At 47.1% G+C, this 21,745-nt stretch carries 17 protein-coding genes; 8 read left to right on the top strand and 9 right to left on the bottom strand.

Annotated elements, in window-relative coordinates:
- Window position 1: 1 nt before the first annotated feature.
- The gene (locus JOY44_RS19100) at window positions 2–166 is read right to left on the bottom strand and encodes a hypothetical protein (RefSeq protein ID WP_203032058.1); all 165 of its coding nucleotides are present in this window, start codon (window positions 164–166) and stop codon (window positions 2–4) included.
- Window positions 167–369: 203 nt separating this feature from the next.
- On the opposite strand from JOY44_RS19100, the gene JOY44_RS19095 reads away from it, so the two are divergent.
- From JOY44_RS19095 to JOY44_RS19080, 4 genes are all read left to right on the top strand, one after another.
- Window positions 370–753 carry an alr0857 family protein gene (locus JOY44_RS19095; protein ID WP_171575156.1) on the top strand — a complete coding sequence of 128 codons (384 nt, stop codon included), beginning with the start codon at window positions 370–372 and terminating at the stop codon, window positions 751–753.
- Between the two features lie 189 nt (window positions 754–942).
- Window positions 943–2,733: a signal peptide peptidase SppA gene (gene sppA / locus JOY44_RS19090; RefSeq protein WP_171575155.1), complete on the top strand. Its 1,791-nt coding sequence runs from the start codon at window positions 943–945 to the stop codon at window positions 2,731–2,733.
- A 276-nt stretch (window positions 2,734–3,009) separates the two neighbouring features.
- Window positions 3,010–3,726: a PHP domain-containing protein gene (locus tag JOY44_RS19085; RefSeq protein ID WP_171575154.1), complete on the top strand. Its 717-nt coding sequence runs from the start codon at window positions 3,010–3,012 to the stop codon at window positions 3,724–3,726.
- Between the two features lie 18 nt (window positions 3,727–3,744).
- Window positions 3,745–3,990, top strand: coding sequence for a hypothetical protein (locus JOY44_RS19080; RefSeq protein WP_197985570.1), 246 nt, complete (start codon window positions 3,745–3,747; stop codon window positions 3,988–3,990).
- A 26-nt stretch (window positions 3,991–4,016) separates the two neighbouring features.
- Here JOY44_RS19080 and JOY44_RS19075 read toward each other — a convergent pair whose 3' ends face one another.
- Window positions 4,017–4,379, bottom strand: coding sequence for a Lin0512 family protein (locus JOY44_RS19075; protein ID WP_171575153.1), 363 nt, complete (start codon window positions 4,377–4,379; stop codon window positions 4,017–4,019).
- 150 nt (window positions 4,380–4,529) lie between these two features.
- Here JOY44_RS19075 and JOY44_RS19070 point away from each other — a divergent pair, with 150 nt between their 5' ends.
- The 3 genes from JOY44_RS19070 (at window position 4,530) to JOY44_RS19060 (ending at window position 6,444) form a co-directional block, all read left to right on the top strand.
- The gene (locus JOY44_RS19070; protein WP_171575152.1) at window positions 4,530–5,396 is read left to right on the top strand and encodes an SWIM zinc finger family protein; all 867 of its coding nucleotides are present in this window, start codon (window positions 4,530–4,532) and stop codon (window positions 5,394–5,396) included.
- 80 nt (window positions 5,397–5,476) lie between these two features.
- Window positions 5,477–5,617, top strand: coding sequence for a hypothetical protein (locus JOY44_RS19065; RefSeq protein ID WP_171575151.1), 141 nt, complete (start codon window positions 5,477–5,479; stop codon window positions 5,615–5,617).
- Between the two features lie 188 nt (window positions 5,618–5,805).
- Window positions 5,806–6,444: a YqiA/YcfP family alpha/beta fold hydrolase gene (locus JOY44_RS19060; RefSeq protein WP_171575150.1), complete on the top strand. Its 639-nt coding sequence runs from the start codon at window positions 5,806–5,808 to the stop codon at window positions 6,442–6,444.
- Between the two features lie 207 nt (window positions 6,445–6,651).
- Here the strand turns inward: JOY44_RS19060 and JOY44_RS19055 are convergent, their stop codons facing one another.
- Entirely contained in the window at window positions 6,652–7,983 is a 1,332-nt protein-coding gene (locus JOY44_RS19055) for a histidine kinase (RefSeq protein ID WP_171575149.1), read from the bottom strand.
- Between the two features lie 244 nt (window positions 7,984–8,227).
- Entirely contained in the window at window positions 8,228–9,406 is a 1,179-nt protein-coding gene (locus JOY44_RS19050; RefSeq protein ID WP_171575148.1) for an esterase-like activity of phytase family protein, read from the bottom strand.
- 242 nt (window positions 9,407–9,648) lie between these two features.
- Here JOY44_RS19050 and JOY44_RS19045 point away from each other — a divergent pair, with 242 nt between their 5' ends.
- Window positions 9,649–10,512, top strand: coding sequence for a tetratricopeptide repeat protein (locus JOY44_RS19045; RefSeq protein ID WP_171575147.1), 864 nt, complete (start codon window positions 9,649–9,651; stop codon window positions 10,510–10,512).
- Here JOY44_RS19045 and JOY44_RS19040 read toward each other — a convergent pair.
- The 5 genes from JOY44_RS19040 to JOY44_RS19020 all read right to left on the bottom strand — a co-directional run bounded on the left by JOY44_RS19040 (window position 10,496) and on the right by JOY44_RS19020 (window position 21,630).
- On the bottom strand, window positions 10,496–11,677 hold the full coding sequence (locus JOY44_RS19040) for a leucine-rich repeat domain-containing protein (RefSeq protein WP_197985569.1): 1,182 nt from the start codon (window positions 11,675–11,677) through the stop codon (window positions 10,496–10,498). The genes JOY44_RS19045 and JOY44_RS19040 overlap by 17 nt on opposite strands.
- A gap of 1,081 nt (window positions 11,678–12,758) precedes the next feature.
- A complete protein-coding gene (gene msrA, locus JOY44_RS19035) occupies window positions 12,759–13,421 on the bottom strand; it encodes a peptide-methionine (S)-S-oxide reductase MsrA (RefSeq protein WP_171575145.1) in 663 nt (220 codons plus the stop codon).
- 131 nt (window positions 13,422–13,552) lie between these two features.
- Complete coding sequence (locus tag JOY44_RS19030) at window positions 13,553–14,674, bottom strand: tetratricopeptide repeat protein (RefSeq protein ID WP_171575144.1); 1,122 nt, start codon at window positions 14,672–14,674, stop codon at window positions 13,553–13,555.
- 178 nt (window positions 14,675–14,852) lie between these two features.
- Window positions 14,853–18,479 carry a methionine synthase gene (metH, locus tag JOY44_RS19025; protein WP_171575143.1) on the bottom strand — a complete coding sequence of 1,209 codons (3,627 nt, stop codon included), beginning with the start codon at window positions 18,477–18,479 and terminating at the stop codon, window positions 14,853–14,855.
- 175 nt (window positions 18,480–18,654) lie between these two features.
- Complete coding sequence (locus tag JOY44_RS19020; RefSeq protein WP_197985568.1) at window positions 18,655–21,630, bottom strand: NPCBM/NEW2 domain-containing protein; 2,976 nt, start codon at window positions 21,628–21,630, stop codon at window positions 18,655–18,657.
- Window positions 21,631–21,745 lie beyond the last annotated feature (115 nt).

The following is a 21,745-nucleotide window of genomic DNA, read 5'->3' as shown; positions in this document are numbered from 1 at the left end:
CTCAGCCATACCCAGCCAATCGTATTGCCATTCTATTACCGGAAGTCTGGCGATCGCTGGGCTTTTTAATGGTAGCGGCTTTGCCAAAGAGCTGGAGAATCGACCTATAGGCAATTGTGATGTCGTCACTGCAAGCCCAAGCGATCGCATTTTTAGACTCATTCAAAATGAGTTCAGTTCAGAAGCATACATTGATAGCGGGAGGTGCAGGTAAAGACCTGAGCCGACATAGGCAAGCTTTGTGAGACGCTTACGCCCCCGCTGCTGGAAAGAACCAGAAGCGGGGGTTGTTTTTTGTCTAATTTTGGCACTTAATCCCCATCTCCATTCAACTCCCCTACTTCCTCTCCCTCCCCTGGAGAAATCACCATGCTGAAACTGACGTATACCGAGAATGGACTACATATGGAGCGCGTCATGGCTCCTTTAGAAGTGTTGATCGCTCAACGAATTGTGCTGGCAATGCGGCTAGGGCAACATCTATATATTCAGCCAGGTCGTGCCTCGTTTTTGCTGCCTGCGACTGCACCTAGCCTGAAGCAACTCGAGCAGATTCTGCGATTAGAGCAAACCCAAGTGGTAATGGTCACTCCTGTGGATCAAGAATTTGTGGAAGCAACAGTCTATGGAAGCTGGATTGCCGAAAACATCCAAGCAGAGACAGGCATTTTTGTGACGGCTGTTTCAGATATGGCTGAATTTCTATTGCTGCGGTTGTGGGAAGCGCAAACACAGGTATCATTTCTGGCATAAAACAGCACCAGATCCATGATTCCCCCTCCTTCTGAAGGGTAGATCTATCTACCCTTCACTCTTACCTCTTGCCCTCCTAGTGTCCTTCCGCCGCTCTTTTCCTACTTGCCCCTTGTCGTTAAAGCATTTTCACGCCAGCATGGAGCTAGTAGCGATTTTGTGCTATCCGCAGAAAAGAAAAGGATTGGAATGCGCGACTTTTTTAAATACACCTTTGCCAGTTTGCTAGCATTGCTGATTTTCTTGGGCTTAAGCATTGGTGGACTAGTACTTTTGGTTATTTCTATCTCATCTAAAGATCCCGCACCAAGCGTTAAAGATAAGTCTGTGCTGGAGTTCGATTTAACAGTAGACATCACCGATGGACAGAGAGGCTCTAGGGGTAATTTAGGCAATGCGTTACTCAGTGGCACTCCAGATACAATACCGTTGCGTATGGCACTGAATGCGATAGATCGCGCCGCAAAAGATAAGCGAATTGTGGCGCTATATTTGCATGGAGAGATGGAGAGTTCCAGCAGCGCAGGCTATGCTGCACTAAAAGAAATCCGTGAGGCACTACAGCGGTTTCAGGCTACGGGCAAAAAAATCATTGCTTATGGGGTTGACTGGAGCGAACCGGAATATTACCTGGCATCTGTAGCCGACACGATCGCAATTAACCCTTACGGCTCATTTGAAATCAACGGTCTCGCTTCCAACACTGCGTTCTATGCAGGTGCCTTAAAAAAGTTTGGCATTGGCGTGCAAGTGACGCGAGTCGGCAAATATAAAGCCGCCGTAGAATCATTTTTATTAGACAAACGCAGCCCCGAAAGCCGCCAGCAAACCCAGACGCTGCTGGGAGATGTATGGGGTGAGTTCTTGACAACAGTGAGCAAAGATCGAAAATTGACCCCCACTCAGTTGCAGAATCTGACTGATAATCAAGCCATTGTGGAAGCAGAAGATGCTGTTAAGCAAAAGTTAGCCACAAAGCTAGCATATGAAGATGAAATGATTAGTCAACTTCAGCAGCTTGGCGAAAAGGATGATGAATCTTTTCGCAAGATCAGCTTGAAGAGCTATGCCAGAGTTGCGCAGCAAGCATTAGAGCAAGAGCGGCAATCAAAAAATCAAATTGCTGTGGTGTATGCAGAGGGCGAAATTGTCGATGGAGAGGGCGATGCTGACCAGGTGGGAGGAGATCGCTTTGCCCAACAGCTACGAGAAATTCAGGATGACGACGATATAAAAGCGGTCGTGATTCGGGTGAATAGTCCCGGTGGTAGCGTGGTTGGCTCGGAGGTGATTCAGCGAGAAGTGATTCAAACTCGCAAGAAAAAGCCCGTGGTTGTTTCTATGGGTGGAGTCGCAGCCTCTGGCGGCTACTGGATTTCCACCTTTAGCGATCGCATTTTTGCCCAACCCAACACCATTACAGGCTCTATTGGGGTGTTTGGATTACGTCCTAATGTGCAAAAGATCGCAAACGATAACGGTATATCCTGGGATGTGGTGAAAACAGGGCGTTATGCAGATATTTCTAGCATCAACCGTCCTCGTACCCCGCAAGAGTTAGCCATTTTTCAGAAATCAGTCGATCGCATTTATAACCAATTTGTGACTAAGGTCGCAGAGTCACGCAAGTTGCCAAAGGCAAAAGTGGCAGAAATTGCCCAAGGTCGCGTTTGGTCTGGTAAGCAAGCATTGGCGATCGGGTTAGTCGATCAACTGGGCGGGCTGAAAGATGCCATTCAAGATGCTGCTCAACGAGCCAAATTGGGAGACGACTGGAAACTCGCCGAGTATCCTCAATCTCGTGGACTTCAGGAAGAATTACTAAGGAGTTTATCCAGCGAAAGCTTTCAAAAAGCTAAATCAAAAAATCTAGTTTTCAAAGAGCTAGGAAAGCTTCAGACAGAATTCACTGTGCTGAGAGGGATGAATGATCCTTCAGAAATTTACGCTCGATTGCCTTTTAATTTCCGCTTGGACTGATTCCGTCTAAGGTGGACAACTTTGAACGACGGGTGATTCGGTGCGGTCTTTTTTCCTGTGGGCTTGCCAGGGTGATTAGTTTCTTTTATGAAGCAGACTTAAAAGTTTGATCAGTAGAAGATAAAGACTGGAAACTATTGCACTGAATAGGATTGACAAGCATCCAGCAACACAGTAAAGCAGACAACAGTAAGTAACAGAAGGTTAAGATAGAGTTGGGGTGTTGAAGTCTTGCCAAAGATTAAGACATACCCACGTAACCCTTCTGAGGCAACTATGGCTGTCGTAAATTTGGTTGAGGAATCTGTTTCCTCGAAGCCCACTGCCCAGGATACCCTGGCGCTAAGGGGCGTATTTGAGACTATTCACGCTGAAAGCTGCCCCACATCGTTTAACTTTCACATGCACACTGTTTGCTCGGATGGACAGTTGCAGCCAGAGAAATTGATGGAACAAGCGATCGCGATCGGGCTGCAAGGATTTGCCATCACCGATCACCACACCGTTGATGGATACCAACGGGCACAATGTTGGCTAGCTGACTATATCCAAGCGAATCCTGACCGGGTTGATAATTTGCCCCACCTGTGGACAGGGATCGAAATCACTTCTAGATTGTTGGAAACAGAAGTACACATCCTCGGCTATGCCTTTGACGTAGCTCATTCGGCGATGGAGCCTTATGTGCAGAAGTGCGCCCCCCAAGACGAGATCGCATCGGCTGCTCAAGTCATTGCTAGCATTCAAATGGCGGGTGGTTTGGCAGTGTTAGCGCATCCAGTTCGCTATCGGCGATCGCCTGAAGACCTGATTGCCGCCGCTGCCACCTTAGGGATTAACGGCGTCGAAACTTACTATGCCTATGACAACCCTTCTCCTTGGCGCACTAGTCCTCGCCAAACCGAGCAAGTGCAGCGCTTAAGCTCTACCTATGGATTGCTCAATACTTGCGGTAGCGATACCCATGGACTCAGCTTGCTTCAACGCCTCTAAGCACTATTTGGACATCCAATGGCGGGTGGTTTGGCAGTGTTAGCGCATCCAGTTCGCTATCGGCGATCGCCTGAAGACCTGATTGCCGCCGCTGCCACCTTAGGGATTAACGGCGTCGAAACTTACTATGCCTATGACAACCCTTCTCCTTGGCGCACTAGTCCTCGCCAAACCGAGCAAGTGCAGCGCTTAAGCTCTACCTATGGATTGCTCAATACTTGCGGTAGCGATACCCATGGACTCAGCTTGCTTCAACGCCTCTAAGCACTATTTGGACATCCATCCAACTTTTAGATGTCTACCCAAACGGTCACAGAGGCAACCGCAATTAGCATTTCATCATTTTTGTCCTCTAATTCAGCGATCGCTCGTCCTTGCACCACCATGCCCCCCTGTTCTACAGACAATGATTTGCGACCAAAGGGCAACACCGCCAATACCTCTTCCTGCCTGACCTGATCGGGATAGGGAACTCCAACCTGAACTTCCACGATCATTTTATTCGGATGGTTTAACCCTGCGACTTCCCAAACTCCCGGCAAGGCATTATGGGCGATCGCATTGCGAACAGCGCGGGCAGCCGCAACCGTTGGCTCCTGACCATGCTGATCCACTCCCATACCCATTTCAATAATCAATCGTTTACGCGCCAAGCATTCCTCCTAACATTGAATAAACATCGCCCTCAGCATACTTTGTTAGGACAAGCTCCTACAGAAAAGCGGTTCATTCAAAGGTAAATTTGAATAAGACATCCTTGTTACTTCTCTCGCACTCTTCTATCCCTTCACTCCCCTCCTCCCATGACTGATGCCTATTCTCAACCCATCCGTGAATGGTGGGCGCAGCGCTGGATCGATGTCCTAGAATCTTTTGGATGGATACGGCGATTGGCACGAGCGCGAGTCTATGCACGCGAAGGAAACGTTTTGAGCATTGAGTTTCAAGGGGAAAAAGTGGCAGCCCTTGTTCAAGGAACGGCTCCAGAACCCTATAAAGTGACGTTATCGCTTGATCCTTTCACCGATGAGCAGTGGAGCTATGTGATTGAATCCATGTCGCAGCGGGCAATTTTTTCCGCTAAGTTGCTAGCGGGAGAAATGCCGCAAGCGATTGAGGAAGTATTCACTGCGAATGGTTTAAGCCTGTTTCCGTTTACCAAGTTTGATATTCACAGTCGGTGCTCTTGCCCTGATCCCGCAAACCCTTGTAAGCATATTGGTGCGGTCTATTATCTGTTGGGCGATCGCTTTGGCGAGGATCCCTTTGTTCTTTTTCAATTAAGGGGGCGAACTAAGGAGCAAATTATTGAAGCCTTGCGCCAAACTCGTAGCCAAGGTGGGTCTGAAGATTCAATCCTCCAAAATGCAGACTCATTTCTACCCGCTTCTGTCACAGCTTCCCATGCTCTCGATTTAGAGAAGTTTTGGCATTATGTCGATGAACTAGAGCCATCTTTGGTGGTAATCGCACCTCCGCCCAGCAGTGAAACGGTTTTAGATGTGTTAGGCACGATTCCATTGAAAACCAGTGATGGAGATGCAGCAATGGCTGCAAAGGCGGCTCAAACCGCAATGCAGCATCTCAAGGGGATTTATCAAAGTGTGAGCCAGCAGGCAATTTTGACCGCCATGAATGTGTCAGTACCTAAACAGGAATCAGAGCTCTAAAGCTTTTGGGTCCAGATGGCATAGTTCTGTAAAGATTTCTAAAATAAAGAAGAACATGAAAGCAATAGACATTCTTCTTTATGGCAAGTGCAGACGATCGCAAAAAGCGCATTTTGGAACATCTATCTCGTAGCACGGGAGACTTTATCAAGCGCTCCACGGGCAACAATTCTGAGCGTAAACAGAAAATTATGGATCATGCTCGACGAACAACAGGCTGAGCAGGTCTGCTTAACAGCGATACCTCAGATTTTCATCTACTGCGCTTTAGCCGCACGGCTCTCAAACTGCTATGTGCTCTAGAGATTGCTGATGTAGTTAAGCGAACTGTGCCACCATTTAAGGATTGATAAAGTCAAGCTCTAAGCCGATTGATAATGGTTTGAATTGACCTTAAACGAGAAAATAAATGCATCAATATTTTTATTTACATGGATTTGCCTCCAGCCCTCAATCGGTTAAAGCAAAAAACTTTAGCGATCGCTTCACCCATCTCCATATTCCCCTGACTACTCCCGATCTGAACCAAGGTGACTTCACTTACCTTACCTTGACTCGCCAACTACAACAGGTGGAAGCTGAACTACCCGCTCCGCCTACCCCCGTTACGCTGATCGGGTCTAGTTTTGGTGGATTAACCGCCGCCTGGTTAGGGCAACGTCAGCCTCAAGTGGAGCGATTAGTCTTACTCGCTCCGGCTTTCGGTTTTTTATCTCATTGGTTGCCCCGCTTGGGCTATGAACAAGTGCAGCAATGGAAAACTGAAGGCTTTTTGCCGGTCTACCACTACGGTGCAGAGAAAATGCTGCCCATCAGCTACCAGTTTGCTGAGGATGCTGCCCAATATCGCGAAGCCGACCTCTTGCGCCCGGTGCCGACCCTATTGTTCCATGGCAAAAGTGATGAAGTAATTCCGCTGCAAACCAGCATTGACTTTGCCAAAACGCGCCCTTGGGTGAAACTGGTTGAACTTGACAGCGACCATGGCTTAGCCGATGCTAGCGACATTATTTGGCAAGGTATTCAAGAGTTTTGCTCACTGTCATAGTTCCTTGGTTATAGTTCGTTAGCGGCTGAGGCAACTATGGCGATCGTGTTTTAGACCGAAATAATCAAATACTGCGGCGGTGAATACAATACATCGCCGTGTTTTGTCTAGAGCAAACCGAAATCATCAGCGTACAGGTACAAACTACTTCACGCGGTGGATGACTTCTCTAAAGCATGGGGTGAGGGCAGTTAGCTATACCTTGCGCTATTTTCGAAACACGGGCAGTGTAAAATGAAAGGAACTGCCGTGATTTAAGGTAGAGTCTACCCAAAGTTGTCCATAATGAGCGCGAATAATCCGCTGGCACAAAGACAGCCCAATTCCATACCCGGCTTTATCTTCATCTCGCTTGAGGCGAAAGCACTCCTCAAAAATTCGCTCTTGATTTTCAGGAGGAATCCCAAGTCCATTATCTACCACACTAATCTGTACTTTTTGCGTGGTGCGATGCAGTGCAACAAGCTGAATCGTGCCGCCGTCTGGAGTGTATTTCACAGCATTGTCGAATAGGTTCATTAAAACTTGTCGAATACGTTCTCCATCCGCCAGGATCATGGGTAAATCTGAGGGAATATCTTTTTCAACCTGATGAGATTTTTCTTGGAAACGGTCTTGCAAATTATTCAGCACATCTAAGCATAAAGTGCCTAAATCAAGCTCATGAGGATATATACGCGCATCGGAACCCATGCCGCGTGCCGCCTGCAAAATATCGGTAATCATCCGGTCAATCGCCCGTGTTTGAGTCCGAGCATGGTTAAGCAACCGAGCAGTTAGTTGCGGTGTTATGTGCGACTCTACGCCATTTCTATGGCTGTGGTTTCTTTCCAACGTTTCTAGGGCGATCGCAGTTGCTGTCAGCGGGTTGCGTAGATCATGCGCCAACATTGTCAAAATTTGGTCTTTAAACTCAAGCTGGTGCTCTAGTTCCTCTTTTTCGCGCTTCAGCCGAAAGACTTCATCCGATAGTTGAATTAACTCAGTTGATCGAGTCACCGCATTAGATGAAGCTGAACTATCAAATGCATCTTTGAGAAGGCGTAAAGCGGAAACCTGCTCAACCTCAGCCGATATAGGCAATTCTAAGTTTGCGGTAGGTGCATTGCCCAAAGGTGCCGCCACGCTAATTCCAGTTTGAGGAGTCAGCGCAGCAATTTCAAGTGCGATTTGCTTGAGCGATCGCACCTCTATCGCACCCGAATCCGCAGTGGTCGCCAAATACTCCGCCACAGAGCGCTGCCAATGGCTCCACCAGTGTTGCAACTGCTGCACTAGTGTGCCGCCTGCAAGAATTTGACGAGGTTCTGGATGAAGTTTGACCAATGCAGGGGTTGCAATGAGACGAAAGTATTCAGCTAAGTAAGGCTGCTCACTCACATCAACAATTTGAAGTTCAAAGTCGCATTCTTCCCGTAACTCCTTGAGAGCCATGCGAACCTGCTGAACTTGCTCTCTAGAACTCGGTCGTTTATCAATAAACAGCAAGAGCTGTAGCAGACAACCGGCAAGATTTGGCTGATCAGAGTTTGCCTGCATTCGATGCCTCTACAGCTTTGAATCACTTACCAAGCTGGGTTATCCCTTACGGTTTAGCCCATCAAATATAAAGAAAACATTACGATACAATGTAACACGCTGCTAAATATAAGTTTCTGAACCTTAACAAACCGTATCCCCTCTTTACATTGTATGAATTAGCTGTTCTATTGCTTTTTCTCTTCAGTATTTTTCTATTTCGCTGATTCAAGAGAGTTCCGTAGGCAGCGATTCGCATGTTCAGTTAACGAAGCCCCTTGATCCGAAATAGGAAAAATAAGGTTGCCTGTTGATCGTTAAAGTTATCGTCGCTGATTAACAGTAGGCTCTGGCTACCATCAGGCAGTTGAGGTCCAAAAGCAATGCCTTCTAAATTGTCAAGGGGAATGCCCAGTTGGTTTAGGTCAAACAGCAGCTTTTTACGGATGGGCTGCACTCCTGGACTCTGCCCTTTTAAGCTTTCAATGGTTGTGGTGTCGCTGGCGCTACCCATTGCCAGTTGAAACAGTTTCACTCCAAAACCATTGCTGCCAAATGATCGCTCAATGCTGATAAAGTGTCCCCCCTGATCGATCGCCAGCATCTCCGTCAACCCATGATACAAAGCCCCCTCCGGCGGCGGAGCCATTTCATACAGGTGTTCCGATAGCAACAGAGAATAGGTTGGATCAAGGGAATAATGCAAAACGCGGTTGCGGCTGGCTCCTTGCTGAGGATGGTCTGGACTGGCATCTTGAACCAGCGCCGATTCTGTTGCAGTAAATAGGCGAAAAGGTTCAATCGCAACGGTGTTACCACCGCTCATGTTGAGTGTCAAAGATTCAAAGCCTAGATTATCGCCTACACCCTGAGTTTGCTTGTCGCCTTCAGTTTTAGGAAGGTAGCGATCAGGGATGAGCAAACTCCGTTTCCATTTCCCAGTTTTCAGGTCAAACTCCCGCACAAACGGAGCAATGCCTTGACGGGCAACTCCTTCACTCGAAATAAACAGCGTTCCTGATGAAGACAATACAATTCCTTCGGGGTCAACTGTTCCTTTGGCATAAGGCTGACCCGCTTCATCGGTGATGAACGTGACACCTGTGACATCAACCTGTTTAATCTTTGGTGCTTTAGGGTTGGCGGCATCCAGTTTTAATTTCAGCGTATAGAAGCGTGCTGGAGCCAGTTCGCTGCGATCGTCAGAAATGGCATACAGCAGATTCCGCTGGCGATCGTAGGTGAGAGCAGATAGGCCACCGACAGGTGTGTCTTGAAATTTTTGCTTGGGTAACTTGTAGCTGCTTAAAAAGTCAAGCGATAAATCACGAAATATCCGTTGCTCTGCGCTTACTTGGGGCAAGTCACATCCAGTTAGCAGCGTGGACAGTGTGATGACGCAGGTCAACAAAAGGGCAGCGAGTTTAAATCGACGATCGCTCACAAGATTTCTCCAAATGGGTCTGCCTCACCTTTTTGATTATCAGCGATCGCGGGAGTTGCTCAACCGTCAATCATGATCTAGATCATCGGTCAGTTTTAAAGGTTGATTGCCTTTTCTTCAGCACTCAAAACTTAAAACCTACTTCGCCGCCTCGCACCCTATTTTTTCTTCGCACAATCTTTAGATAGTTTGTAACACCGTTTGCCAACTCTAAGGAAACATACTATGGCGCTGAGTTCTTTATGGGGCAAGATCAATACTCTGAAGATCTGGGTAACAGTACACATCAAGCTCGTTGCCCAAATTCTTTAGAGGGTGCCCTTGCACGCTATGATGCGCTTTTAGCGAACCAGCCCGATCTTTATGAAGTATGGACCTGTCGTGGCTTTGTTTTAGAGCATTTAGGTCATTATCGTGAGGCGATCGCTAATTTTGACCAAGCGATCAAAATCAATCCAGATTACGCGCTGGCATGGCATGGACAGGCGATCGCGTTAACCAGTTTAAGATGCTATGAAGAAGCGGTCATCAGCCTAAACAAAACAGTTAAGCTCACACCCAAAAATGCCCAAGCTTGGTATAACCGGGGGAATGCTCTAGTTTTTTTGTACCGTTATGAAGAAGCCTTGACCAGTTTCAATCGGGTCATTGAAATTACGCCAAAAGACTACAAAGCTTGGTATCACCGGAGTAAGGTACTCGCCAATTTAGGCTATCAATATGCAGCCTTAGCAAGTTTAGATAAAGCTCTAACGATTAATCCCAAGTGTTATTACGCCTTAAATTATCGCGGAACCGTATTGAAGAAGCTTGGGCAGTATGAAGCCGCGATCTCGAGTTTTGACCGAAGCCTACAAATCAAGCCTAATCATCCAGATGCCTGGTATAACAAAGCCCGCTGCTTTGCTTTATTGGGCGATTTGGAAACCGCATTGAATTATCTACATCAAGCCTTAAAGCTGAATCCAACCCTGTATAGAGCGATCGCAAAAATTGATGCTGACTTTAACGCCTTGTCAAACCATCCTCGGTTTTGCACCTTGATCAGTCCTACGCAGTCCGCAAATAATAATCAGACCGTTTCCTTTGCTAGAAGCGGCACCTAGATATTGGTTTAATTGGGCAAACTCGCTTGATCAAAGGTGTTTTCCGCAAATCCAACTCTTTCAAATTGGGCAATGTTTTAAGGACGCTCACATCCATTACTCGTGTGTTGTAGAGATCAAGTTGAGTCAGTGTGGCGATCGCGCTAATAGGTTTGATATCCCTAACTCGCGTGTTAAACAACGATAAAGACTTCAGTTTAGTGAGTTTACTCAAAGAGCTGACATCCGAAATAGGGTTATTACCTAATAATAAATCCCGCAAATTCACTAATGAGCCAAGTGGGCTGACATCTGATATTTGATTTTCAAACAGTGTTAAAGATTCAAGATTGGTCAAGTTTTCTAACGGAGATAAGTTGGCAATCTTGTTTTCAAATAACACTAATATTTTCAAGTTAGTCAACAACTTAAGTGGGCTTAAATCCTCAATTTGATTATCATAAAGCGACAGAATCCGTAAGTTTTTCAGCGAGGCTAAAGGACTTAAGTCAGAGATTTGATTGTTGTATAACGCTAGGGTTTCTAGTTTCTTGAGCAAAGCTAATGAACTAATATCAACAATTTGATTTCCATACACTAGCAAGCTAGTTAACTCATTTAAAGATTCCAGAGGACGCAGGTCAGAAATCTGATTGGTATCCAAAAGTAAGGTTCGCAAATTAGTGAGTGTGGCCAGAGGGCGCAAGTCAGAAATTTGGTTGGTATCCAAAGAGAGCCAGGTGAGGCTAGTTAAGTGACTCAACGGCTTTAGATCAGAGATCTTATTGTTGTTGAGAATTAGCGTTTTGAGATTAGTCAGCGACGCAAGCGGGCTAAGGTCAGTAATCTCGCGGCCTTCTAAAAAAAGCGCCGTCTGGTTAGAAAGCTGCTGTTCGGCTGCCTGACAATTGGTCGTGTTGGTAACGCTCATCAGTAATCGAACAGTATTCTGGCTTGCGGCAGACAGGGATGCTTGATTGACACACCAATCTGCAAACCTTTTGTAGTTGGCAGTGGATGAGGAATTATCAGGAGGTGGTGTAGAAGTGGGTACAGGAGTCGCGATCGCGCCACTTTCCAGAACGATCGCTGCCAGTCCAATATCTGAAGTAACGATGGCGATCGCTCCAGCCGCTAGCCACAGCATCACGGTATTCATCAGCCTGCCCAACAGAAAATCCTTCATGATATGTGCTCAAAACTAGAAAAGTTTGCAAACAGTATGAAGTTGCTCTTGATATCTCAGTGTTTTCTCTGGAAAGAAAGCCATACTCGAAGAATTATAAAATCCTCAGAATCGCAATTGTAGCTATGTATTGCTGACATTGTTATTTAGAGTAATTCAACAAAATGGATGAGTTTAGTCAACATCCGTTCTCTTTTTTATCGTACCAACAGCTCTTCGAAGAACTGGAAAATATTGTAGCCCTTGAATCTCAAAAAACCGAGAATCCATGGATTAGCACAGTCAGACTCAGTGGATTGTTCTGTGCAAAGTATGGAGTAGCTCTTAAAGACGTAACAAAAACTTTAGGTCATGGCAACAACTTGAGGTGTTTCCTAAAAAGTGGCAATTGCTTTTCCATTTACGGTACTCAAAATCCACAAGAGTGTTACGTAGCACTTTTGCGGTCAATAGTTCCTGAATTTCAACAGTTTCCTACATCTGTAAGCTGCCCAATTCAAGACAGAATCAAGCGATATTGGAAAGTAGATAGACGTATGAAGATGAGAAAAACCGAAGTGCTAAAAAGATCTTCGGCTACCAACTTCAAAACATCCCACAATATTGTCCAAACCTAATCTTAGAGATTAGCTCAGTAGATGAGTTGAAGTTTACTTTGGCAGAAATTATCAAAAGCTTGACGGAGAATAACCCAAAAAAGTTTGTCACGATTGCGGAATTGAGTAGAAAATTTTGCGATCACTATAAGCGACCAATACGGACAGTGATGCGGAATATGTGCGATGGCCTGAAGTTGATTGACTTACTTCAGGCTATTCCTAGTCTTCACGTCCAAAAAATAGATGGCAATTGGCAAATTACTGTAAAGACTCATTCAGTAGAACGATAAATCATCCACAATTTCATTGCGGCGGAGGTTAAAAGCCGTCGCAACGAAATTGTAAAAGCATTGATCCTTGTTCAGGCGTAACTTTCCTCTAGGATTACTTCGGGGTCAGAAATTCATTGCATTTTATCAATGAAATGCGATCTCTCGACGCACCTTACTAATCAGGCTATGAGCGATCGCACTCTGCAAAAATTAGCCAGCTACTTCTGCAACACCTACGGGGCAAGAAACGTTGGTGCCGCCTAGCCCACAATATCCGCCAGGATTTTTAGCCAGATATTGTTGGTGATAATCTTCAGCGTAATAGTACGGCGGTGCATCCAAAATTTCTGTTGTGATGGTGCCGTAACCCGCTTGGCTGAGCATTGGTTGATAAGCCTTGAGCGTTGCCTCTGCTAGCTGATGTTGCTCAGCAGAATAGGTATAGATGCCAGAGCGATATTGCGTTCCGGTATCATTTCCTTGGCGCATCCCTTGGGTAGGGTTATGGCTTTCCCAAAACACTTTCAGCAGTTGCTCATAGGAAATAACTTTGGGGTCATAAACCACTAAAACCACTTCATTGTGTCCGGTCATGCCGCTACAAACCTCGTTGTAGGTGGGGTTAGGAGTAATCCCAGCAGCATAGCCAACAGAGGTGCTGAAAACACCGGGCTGCTGCCAAAATTTGCGCTCAGCTCCCCAAAAACAACCTAGACCAAACATTGCCGTTTCCAGCCCATCAGAAAAAGGAGGTTTGAGTGGGTTACCGCTCACAAAATGACGATTGTTGAGAGGCATTTCCTCGGTGCGACCCGCTAGTGCTTCTGTAGCAGTAGGCAGACTCAACTTCTTGCCAAATCCAAAAAGTCCCATTTGTTTTAACTCTCAACTTCAAAATTTTATCTTTACTCTAGTTTACAATTTTGAGCAGCTAGTGAGCAGTAAGAAAGAAGGTGTGGAGTGGGATGGGAAAGTTTTGAATGCCTAACGATCGCTGAGTTTACCTAATTTCTGAGTTCTTTCATCAAGCTATCGATGTCTCGTAGGCGATCGCCTGTGTCACCTTGAGCTTTGGTCAAATTCCGAGCTTGATCCAACGCATAAACTGCTTCTTGTTTACGCCCAGATTCTTTCAGCGCTTTGGCTAGCTTGTAATGCCCATCGGGATCATTTGGCACAATCGCTATGTATTGACGGTAGAAACTAGTGGCTGTCGGGTAGTTCCGCTGCTCAAAGAACATGTCACCCATTCCTTCCTGCGCTTCTGAAAGATTGGGGCGAAGGGCGATCGCACGTTGATAGGCACGCATCGCTTCATCGTAACGCTGTGCTGCCTGAAGCGCTTTGCCCATTTGAAGCTGAATATTTGGATTTTTGGGTTCTAACTGCACTGCTTTGCCAAAAGACGCGATCGCTTTTTCAAAATTATTCAACTGTAGCCAAGCCGTACCAATGTGAACCCGCGCCATTCCTTGCTTTGGAGCAATTCGAGCTGCCTGTTGCAAAGCCGTAAAGGCTTCCTGAGGACGTTTTAATTGAATCAGCGAAGTTCCCAGTAGCTCAAATCCCTTGTAGCTATTGGGTGAAAGGGTGGTGACGCGACGGTAAATATTCATTGCCTCGTCGTATTTACCTTGACGTGCCAGAATGACACCCATGCTTAAATTGGCGTTGGTATGACGAGGATTAAACAAAATTGCCTGACGATAGGCGGAGAGCGCTTCATTATTTCTGCCTAAGCTGGCAAGGTTAAATCCAAGCGCATAGTGAAACTCAGGATTTTTAGGGTCTAAAGCGATCGCCTGCTGATAGGCTCCCAACGCCGCATCATAATTGCCTTGGCTGGCGTACAAAAAGCCAATACCTGCAAAAATTTTAGGATTTGCACTATCCAAATCGGCTGCTTGACGGTAAGCCGCGATCGCACCCGGAACGTTACCAGCGTTCGCCAAACGCCGCCCTTCTCGCAGCAATTGCGTCAGCGGCTCGTTGGTGCTATTAGTTCTACTTGTATTGGCGTTGGCTGGACTTTTGTCAAGTAGTCGCTGCTCTTGTGCCAAAGCCGGAGAAATAAGCAGTGTGGTGGCAAAAACAGAACCAGCCACCCATAAAATGTGCTTGCGCATATGATTCCTGTTACACAACCACTGTGATTGATTACCAAAAATGATCTATTGAGCGAATCACGATTCTACAGGTACATCCCAATAGTTGCAATTCACCCAAATACCACCCTTCAATTTTGCATAGTTGGGGAGCAGTCTCAAATCGGATGCACTGTTTCAGAAGCCATCAGTCAATTGCTTAAGCACTAAAGTACTTAGCGGCTGGATGATAAGCCACGATCGCCGTGGTGGATTGCTCAGGATATAGCTGTTCGCTTTCATCCATAATCATACCAATGCGCTCGGTACCCAGCAGTTCCAGCTGTTTGTACTGATAGGAAATGTCTGGGCAGGCAGGATAGCCGAAACTGTAACGCGATCCTTGGTAACGCTGCGCTAGCATATCGCGGATGTTGTCAGGATCTTGCGACCCAAAGCCCAGTTCGCGTCGAATTCGTGCATGAGTCCATTCGGAAAGCGCTTCGGCGATTTGCACCGACAGTCCATGGAAATAGAGGTACTCGGTATAGCTATCCGCTTTGAATAGCGCTTGGGCAAACTCTGTTGCGCTATGTCCGGCTGTGACCGCCTGCATTGGGAAGACATCCATCTGCCCTGATTCTTCAGCAGCAAAGAAATCGGCAATACAGTAGCGCCGCAGAGATTTTTGGCGAGGAAATTTCCAGCTGACAAGAGGTGTAGAAGTGCCGCCAGCAGTGTCATCGTCGATCGCTGGATCGTAGAGATGAACCGAATTGCCTGCTGATTGGCAGGGGAAATAGCCATAAATCACCTGGGGCTGGAGCAGATTTTCTGCCACAATTCGAGTTTTCCAGCGTTCCAAAATGGGATAAACCGTCTCTTGCAAAAACTGGTCGTACTCTTCCTTCGATTGCTCGCGCGGCTTACGGAATTGCCACTGCCCCGCGATTAATGCCTGCAAATCCAGATGCCAAAAGATTTCATCCCAAGGGATATCTTCAGCATTCAGGATTTGGGTACCCCAAAATGGCGGCGTAGGGCGAGTAATATCAGCGGCGATCACCTCTGAGCGCAGAGTATCTTCAGGGGTGGAAGCGAGAGGCAAAGGACTAGGGGCAGAGGTTGATTCTACTTCCCTTGTCTCTTCTGGTGGTCTGCTCTCCTCTTCAACAAACTCGCCCAAAAAGCCTTTATCGTCTTCCCATTCACCCGCTGCTTTAGCAGGCATTAGCTTCTCCATAAAATGCAGATCGGAGAAGGCATCTTTGCCGTAGATGACTTTGCCACGGTAGGCATTTTGGCAGTCTTCGTAGACAAACTTGGGCGTGAGTGCAGCGCCGCCGAGAATCACTGGCACCTGAATGCCGCGCTGGTTAAAGACCTCCAGGTTCTCTTTCATGAAAGCAGTGGATTTGACAAGCAAGCCGCTCATGGCAATGCAGTCGGCGTTGTGCTGCTCGTAGGCTTCAATAATCTTGTCCACGGGCTGCTTGATGCCCAGGTTAATCACCCGATATCCATTGTTTGAGAGGATGATATCTACCAGGTTTTTGCCAATATCATGCACATCGCCCTTGACTGTAGCAATTAGAAACGTGCCTTTAGCGGTGTCTTTACCAGCTTCAGCTTTTTCCATGTAGGGTTCCAGGTGTGCAACGGCTGACTTCATAGTTTCAGCAGATTGCAATACAAACGGCAACTGCATTTGCCCGGAACCAAACAGTTCGCCAACAACCTTCATACCGTCTAGCAAGTAGACATTGATGATATCCAGCGGTTTGTAGGTTTGTAGGGCGATCGCTAAAGCATCTTCCAGCCCGATCCGTTCACCATCGATGATGTGGCGCTTCAGGCGTTCCTCAATCGGTAAATCCGCCAGCACATCTTTGGAACGGGCTTCTTTCGCCGAAACGCCTTCAAATAGCGTCGTCAAAATAGTTAGCGGATCGTAGATACAGACCTGGTTCTCGTCAAACTTGCGTTCATCAAGGATTAAGTGATGGCACACTTCTTGGTGGTGCGGGTCAATTTTTGACAAGGGGAGAATTTTTGCCGCACTGACGATCGCCCCATCCATTCCAGCCTGCACCGCTTCGTTTAAAAACATTGAATTCAGCACAATTCGCGCTGCCGGACTCAGCCCGAAAGAAATGTTGGATACACCCAGCAAAATATGGCATCCGGGCAAGCTTTCCCGAATCAGGCGAATGGATTCGAGGGTGGCTTTACCGTTGGCGCGGTCTTCTTCAATTCCAGTGGAAATGGGCAGCGCCAATGTATCAAAGAAAATTTCATGAGCCGGAATGCCATATTCCAACGCCTGACGATAGGCACGTTGAGCAATCTGAAACTTCTTCTCGGCTGTCCGCCCCATACCGTCTTCATCGATCGTACCAACGACCACACCTGCGCCATAAGCTTTTGCCAGTTCTAGCACTTTCAAAAAGCGCTCTTCACCGTCTTCGTAGTTAGTGGAGTTGAGGATGCATTTGCCGCCTGCTACTTTCAAGCCGGCTTCCATTTTTTCCCATTCGGTCGAATCTAGCATCAAGGGCAAGGTGACATCCGTCACCAGGCGAGACACCAAATCATGCATGTCTTTCTCGCCATCGCGCCCAACGTAATCTACGTTCACATCCAGCACATGGGCCCCTTCACGCACCTGTGATCGCGCTACGGCAACCAGCCCATCCCAATCTTCTGCATTCAGCAGCTCTCGCACTTTTTTCGAGCCGCTGGCATTCAACCGTTCGCCAATGATGAGGAAAGAATTGTCCTGCTCATAGGGTTGTGCGGCATAAATAGAAGCAGCGGCAGGCATGTAATTCAATACAGGACGAGGATCGTCTTGAACCGTGCTACCGTTTAACTCCCAACGGGGAATGCGGGTGGGGCGCTGTTTGGGCTTGAGCGTTGCGGCTAGTTCAGAAAGCTGATGAATATGTTCAGGGCGAGTGCCACAGCAGCCGCCGATGACTTGCACGCCCAAATCTTCGACGAAGTGTAACAGCGCTAGTCGCAATTCCATGGGGGTCAGCTTGTAGTGAGCGTGCCCTCCAACATTTTCGGGAATACCAGCGTTGGGAATGCAGGAGATGACAAAGGGAGAATGCTGAGACAGATATTTGATGTGTTCTGCCATGAGATCGGGTCCCGTGGCGCAATTTAGCCCCAAAATGTCGATCGGAAAGGGTTCCAAAATGGAGAGCATGGCAGTGATATCGGAACCGACCAGCATGGTGCCCTGAATTTCCATCGTGACAGACACCATCAACGGACGGCGATCACCCTTTGCCGCAAATACTTCTTCAATCCCGTTCAGCGCCGCCTTAATTTGCAGTACATCCTGACAAGTTTCCACCAAAAACAGATCCACGCCGCCATCCCACAAGCCTTCTGCCTGCTCTTTAAATGAGGCTTTCATCGTGTCGAAGTCGATGTGTCCTAAAGTTGGCAATTTGGTCGTGGGACCAATCGAGCCGGCCACGAAACGAGGCTTTTCAGGCGTGGAAAACTCTGCCGCCACGCTTTTTGCCAGTTCTGCTGCCTTCTTACTGAGGGTGTAGGCTTGATCCGCCAGGTCATATTCTGCCAGCACAATGGAGGCAGATCCAAACGTGTCGGTTTCAATGACATCAGCACCCGCCGCCAGAAAGTCGCGGTGCACCTTAGCAACAGCTTCAGGCTTCGTATGAATTAAATATTCATTGCAGCCTTCATACTCAGCTCCACCAAAGTCTTCTGCGGTCAGGTTTTGCACCTGCAGATTGGTTCCCATAGCTCCGTCAAACACTAAGATGGGGCGATCGGGATGATAAAGACGCTCAAGAAACGGGCTATTCATCAATTACTCTGAGATAAAACGCTAAAATGACCAGCCAGCCTGACTATTCAGCTTAACCTATCCCGTAAAAAATCGTAACCATACAGATACCCACTACCTACAGCAATTGATTAAAAAAAGCGGACAGCAATAATTTCTGTCCGCACAACTGCAAGTAAGGCTCTAGAAGCTAAATTTATGATTCAGCGTTGATGAAATCCATGATTCCCAAGTACTTAGGAGCAGTGTTGGGGTCCTGGTTTTGGTATTCCAGTGCGCCCCAGAAGCCCCACTTGCTAGAACTGGCGACATCGTTGAACTGGTTAAAATCACCGCCGCCGCTGCTTGCTTGCCATTGATCCAAATAGGCTTTGTACACATCTCTCATGCGAGGATTACGATTGACTTCTGTAAATAGGTCAGTCATTCTTGCTACCTTATCATCGGGGAATTGGTAGCTGGTCAGGTGGCCCCCCCCCTCGTAAGAGGCTAAATCGATGCCGAATCGTTTTGCAATATTGGCATTGCTGTCGAACATAGCTTTGATTTCTGTAGGGATTTCCTTTAACATGCCGTCGATAATTTGGTCGGCGGTCATGTTGATCGTGATGTTGACGCGAGCAACATCGTTGATATCGCTCGAACCATCGCCATCAGCATCGAACCCATCAAAATAGGGCGCGATCGCGTAGGCATCAGCATGTTTGTAAGCATCCTTCCAGCCTAAGATTTGTTCGCCGACCCAGGGATTGGCGGCTTGCCCTGACAAGACGCGCTCAACCCGTTGACTGGTGCTGGCACCAAATACATTTTCCCAAATTTTGAAAATTTCAACGGAACGCTCGGAGTAGTAGCGCAAACCAGCGCCCCAACTGGTGTTGTCTAAGCCGCGTGCCAATCCTTGCTGCCCAACATAGTTTGCTTGCGCAAAAATCCCATTCCAGGCTTCGTTGGTATACTCCACATGAGCCTTGAGAGAAGGATCGAGGCGATCGCGCACCATTGTGGCAAACTTTTGCACATAGTCATCGCTTGCCTGGGCTGGCAGAGTAAACCATGGATCAATTTTCAGCGTGTTCGCAAGCTGAATCATGTATTCCAACGCCACGCCTTTACTGGTTGCCTGTGTGGCACTAGCAGTTGTGGAGCGATCGCTCCAGTTTGTCAAAGTGGAATTATTTGTCGCTTCCCAATCCATGAACCTGAGCGTGTCAAATTTTGCCAATCGTTCTAAGAACACTGGGTTAAAAGGTTGAGTTTGATAAGTGTTCTCAAATCCGGGCATGATGAACCGAATATTGCGGACGGGGTTGCTGGGATTGGTTTCCGACAGTCGTATAAAAATTCCAACATCGTCTGGCGTAACATCCACCGTCATTTTGCCGGGCGATTGACTAATAATTTTGGCGTTGCTAAATGTGAAATCCAGCTTGCCCTCCCCGTCGTAGAGCAAGGTATATCTGCCCCCAGGGAAAGTTTTTCCTGTCATCACCACCGTTTCAGCAAACTGCCCTGGATCTAGCGAAGCAATCCAGCCCTCAGACGTTAGGTTTAGCTTGCCACCTTCGCCCCACTTGGCACCCTGTCGCTGAGAGATCCATTCTCGTGAGGTTTTGAACATATCCACAAAGGGAATTTCTGTAGACCAGTCGGCAAGCCCTGCCAAGTTGGTTCCAATCTGCGATCGCGTTTCAGTTGGTAAAGGTGATGGCGCGGGTAAAGATATTGGTGGAGTGGGTGGTATGCCACCTGAGATGAGTTTTGCATCTGCCCAGTCAGCGTGATCAAAGGTATTGTCATCACCGCCATTAGTGACAATTAGCTTTAGACTTTGTTTGCCTGTGACATCTAAATTCACTAACTGAGTCGCAGTTGCACCTGTCATCTTGCTACTGGTGAAGAGTTGAATGCCATCAACAAATACCTGGAAGACCACTGAGCCTGCATTGCCGACTTCATCATCTACGCCAATGTTTGAAGAGAATTTAGTGTATTTGCCACCCAGGTTATAAATGATTTCGGAGCCAGCGTGAACTCCTAAACCTTTAGCGTAGGTAACCCCATTGAGAGTCAGGGTTTTACCATCAGTGGCTCCTTGTTCACCGTTACTTTTGTCTTTCTCAAATACACCCCAGCCATTGGCGGCTGATGTCGAATTGAGGTCACTGAGATAAGTGACAGTTTCAGTTGAACTTCCAGTTGGAACCGCAACCTGAAATGTTCCTAAATTTATATTGGCGGCTGTGGTATTACCCAGCGTGTCGGCAACTTGGCCGGCTATTAGAGTGGCTGTGTAAGTGCTGTTATCATTTGCGTCCCAAACACCATCAGGAGCCACAATTTGATAAGTGGCAGTGAGTGATGAACTGTTGACATTTGGAGTAGACACGCCGACTAGGGTTGCCAATTGACTGAAGCCGTGTGCTCCAGTGACTCGAATATCGCTAGCTGCGGTCGTGCCGTTAATTGTACTCAGATTGACTGCCGTGGCATCAGCATAGGTGACAGTGAAACCATAGGGAGTGGTACGGGTACTATTGAGTGCAGCAGCGGCTAAGGTTGCGGTGGGAGCGGTAGTATCAAATGGTGTGCCACCTGAGAGAAGTTTTGCATCTGCCCAGTCAGCGTGATCAAAGGTATTGTCATCACCGCCATTAGTGACAATTAGCTTTAGACTTTGTTTGCCTGTGACATCTAAATTCACTAACTGAGTCGCAGTTGCACCTGTCATCTTGCTACTGGTGAAGAGTTGAATGCCATCAACAAATACCTGGAAGACCACTGAGCCTGCATTGCCGACTTCATCATCTACGCCAATGTTTGAAGAGAATTTAGTGTATTTGCCACCCAGGTTATAAATGATTTCGGAACCAGCATGAACTCCTAAGCCTTTAGCGTAGGTAACCCCATTGAGAGTCAGGGTTTTACCATCAGTAGCTCCTTGTTCACCGTTACTTTTGTCTTTCTCAAATACACCCCAGCCATTGGTGGCTGATGTCGAATTGAGGTCACTGAGATAAGTGACAATTTCAGTTGAAGCAACAGAACTACTGCCACTCAGAAATTGTGGAGTGGGATCCGTGGGTAGACTGCCATTTACATTTAATGTTGAACTTGAGGGAACAAGCAAAAGGCTTGCACCTGGATCGAGGACATTGGTATTGCTGGGCATCAATTATTCTCCAAATGCTAGTGAGAGGTTGCATTCGGTAGATGGCATCCCTGTGAGATTGATAGCCTTTGATAAGGCATTACGATCGAGTGAGCAATCGCACTTACGCCCATTG

Origin of the sequence: Leptolyngbya sp. Cla-17 (assembly GCF_016807185.1) — a bacterium.
GTDB lineage: Bacteria > Cyanobacteriota > Cyanobacteriia > Leptolyngbyales > Leptolyngbyaceae > ULC077BIN1.
The sequence above is the reverse complement of the archived record's forward strand: the minus strand, read 5'-3'. Positions and strand labels throughout refer to the sequence as shown.

Bases quoted from the DNA above. Each gene is read 5' to 3' on its own strand.
- JOY44_RS19095 (WP_171575156.1), top strand. From the start codon at position 370: ATGCTGAAACTGACGTATACCGAGAATGGACTACATATGGAGCGCGTC.
- sppA (WP_171575155.1), top strand. From the start codon at position 943: ATGCGCGACTTTTTTAAATACACCTTTGCCAGTTTGCTAGCATTGCTG.
- JOY44_RS19085 (WP_171575154.1), top strand. From the start codon at position 3,010: ATGGCTGTCGTAAATTTGGTTGAGGAATCTGTTTCCTCGAAGCCCACT.
- JOY44_RS19080 (WP_197985570.1), top strand. From the start codon at position 3,745: ATGGCGGGTGGTTTGGCAGTGTTAGCGCATCCAGTTCGCTATCGGCGA.
- JOY44_RS19070 (WP_171575152.1), top strand. From the start codon at position 4,530: ATGACTGATGCCTATTCTCAACCCATCCGTGAATGGTGGGCGCAGCGC.
- JOY44_RS19065 (WP_171575151.1), top strand. From the start codon at position 5,477: ATGGCAAGTGCAGACGATCGCAAAAAGCGCATTTTGGAACATCTATCT.
- JOY44_RS19060 (WP_171575150.1), top strand. From the start codon at position 5,806: ATGCATCAATATTTTTATTTACATGGATTTGCCTCCAGCCCTCAATCG.
- JOY44_RS19055 (WP_171575149.1), bottom strand. From the start codon at position 7,983: ATGCAGGCAAACTCTGATCAGCCAAATCTTGCCGGTTGTCTGCTACAG.
- JOY44_RS19045 (WP_171575147.1), top strand. From the start codon at position 9,649: ATGGGGCAAGATCAATACTCTGAAGATCTGGGTAACAGTACACATCAA.
- JOY44_RS19040 (WP_197985569.1), bottom strand. From the start codon at position 11,677: ATGAAGGATTTTCTGTTGGGCAGGCTGATGAATACCGTGATGCTGTGG.
- msrA (WP_171575145.1), bottom strand. From the start codon at position 13,421: ATGGGACTTTTTGGATTTGGCAAGAAGTTGAGTCTGCCTACTGCTACA.
- JOY44_RS19030 (WP_171575144.1), bottom strand. From the start codon at position 14,674: ATGCGCAAGCACATTTTATGGGTGGCTGGTTCTGTTTTTGCCACCACA.
- metH (WP_171575143.1), bottom strand. From the start codon at position 18,479: ATGAATAGCCCGTTTCTTGAGCGTCTTTATCATCCCGATCGCCCCATC.
- JOY44_RS19020 (WP_197985568.1), bottom strand. From the start codon at position 21,630: ATGCCCAGCAATACCAATGTCCTCGATCCAGGTGCAAGCCTTTTGCTT.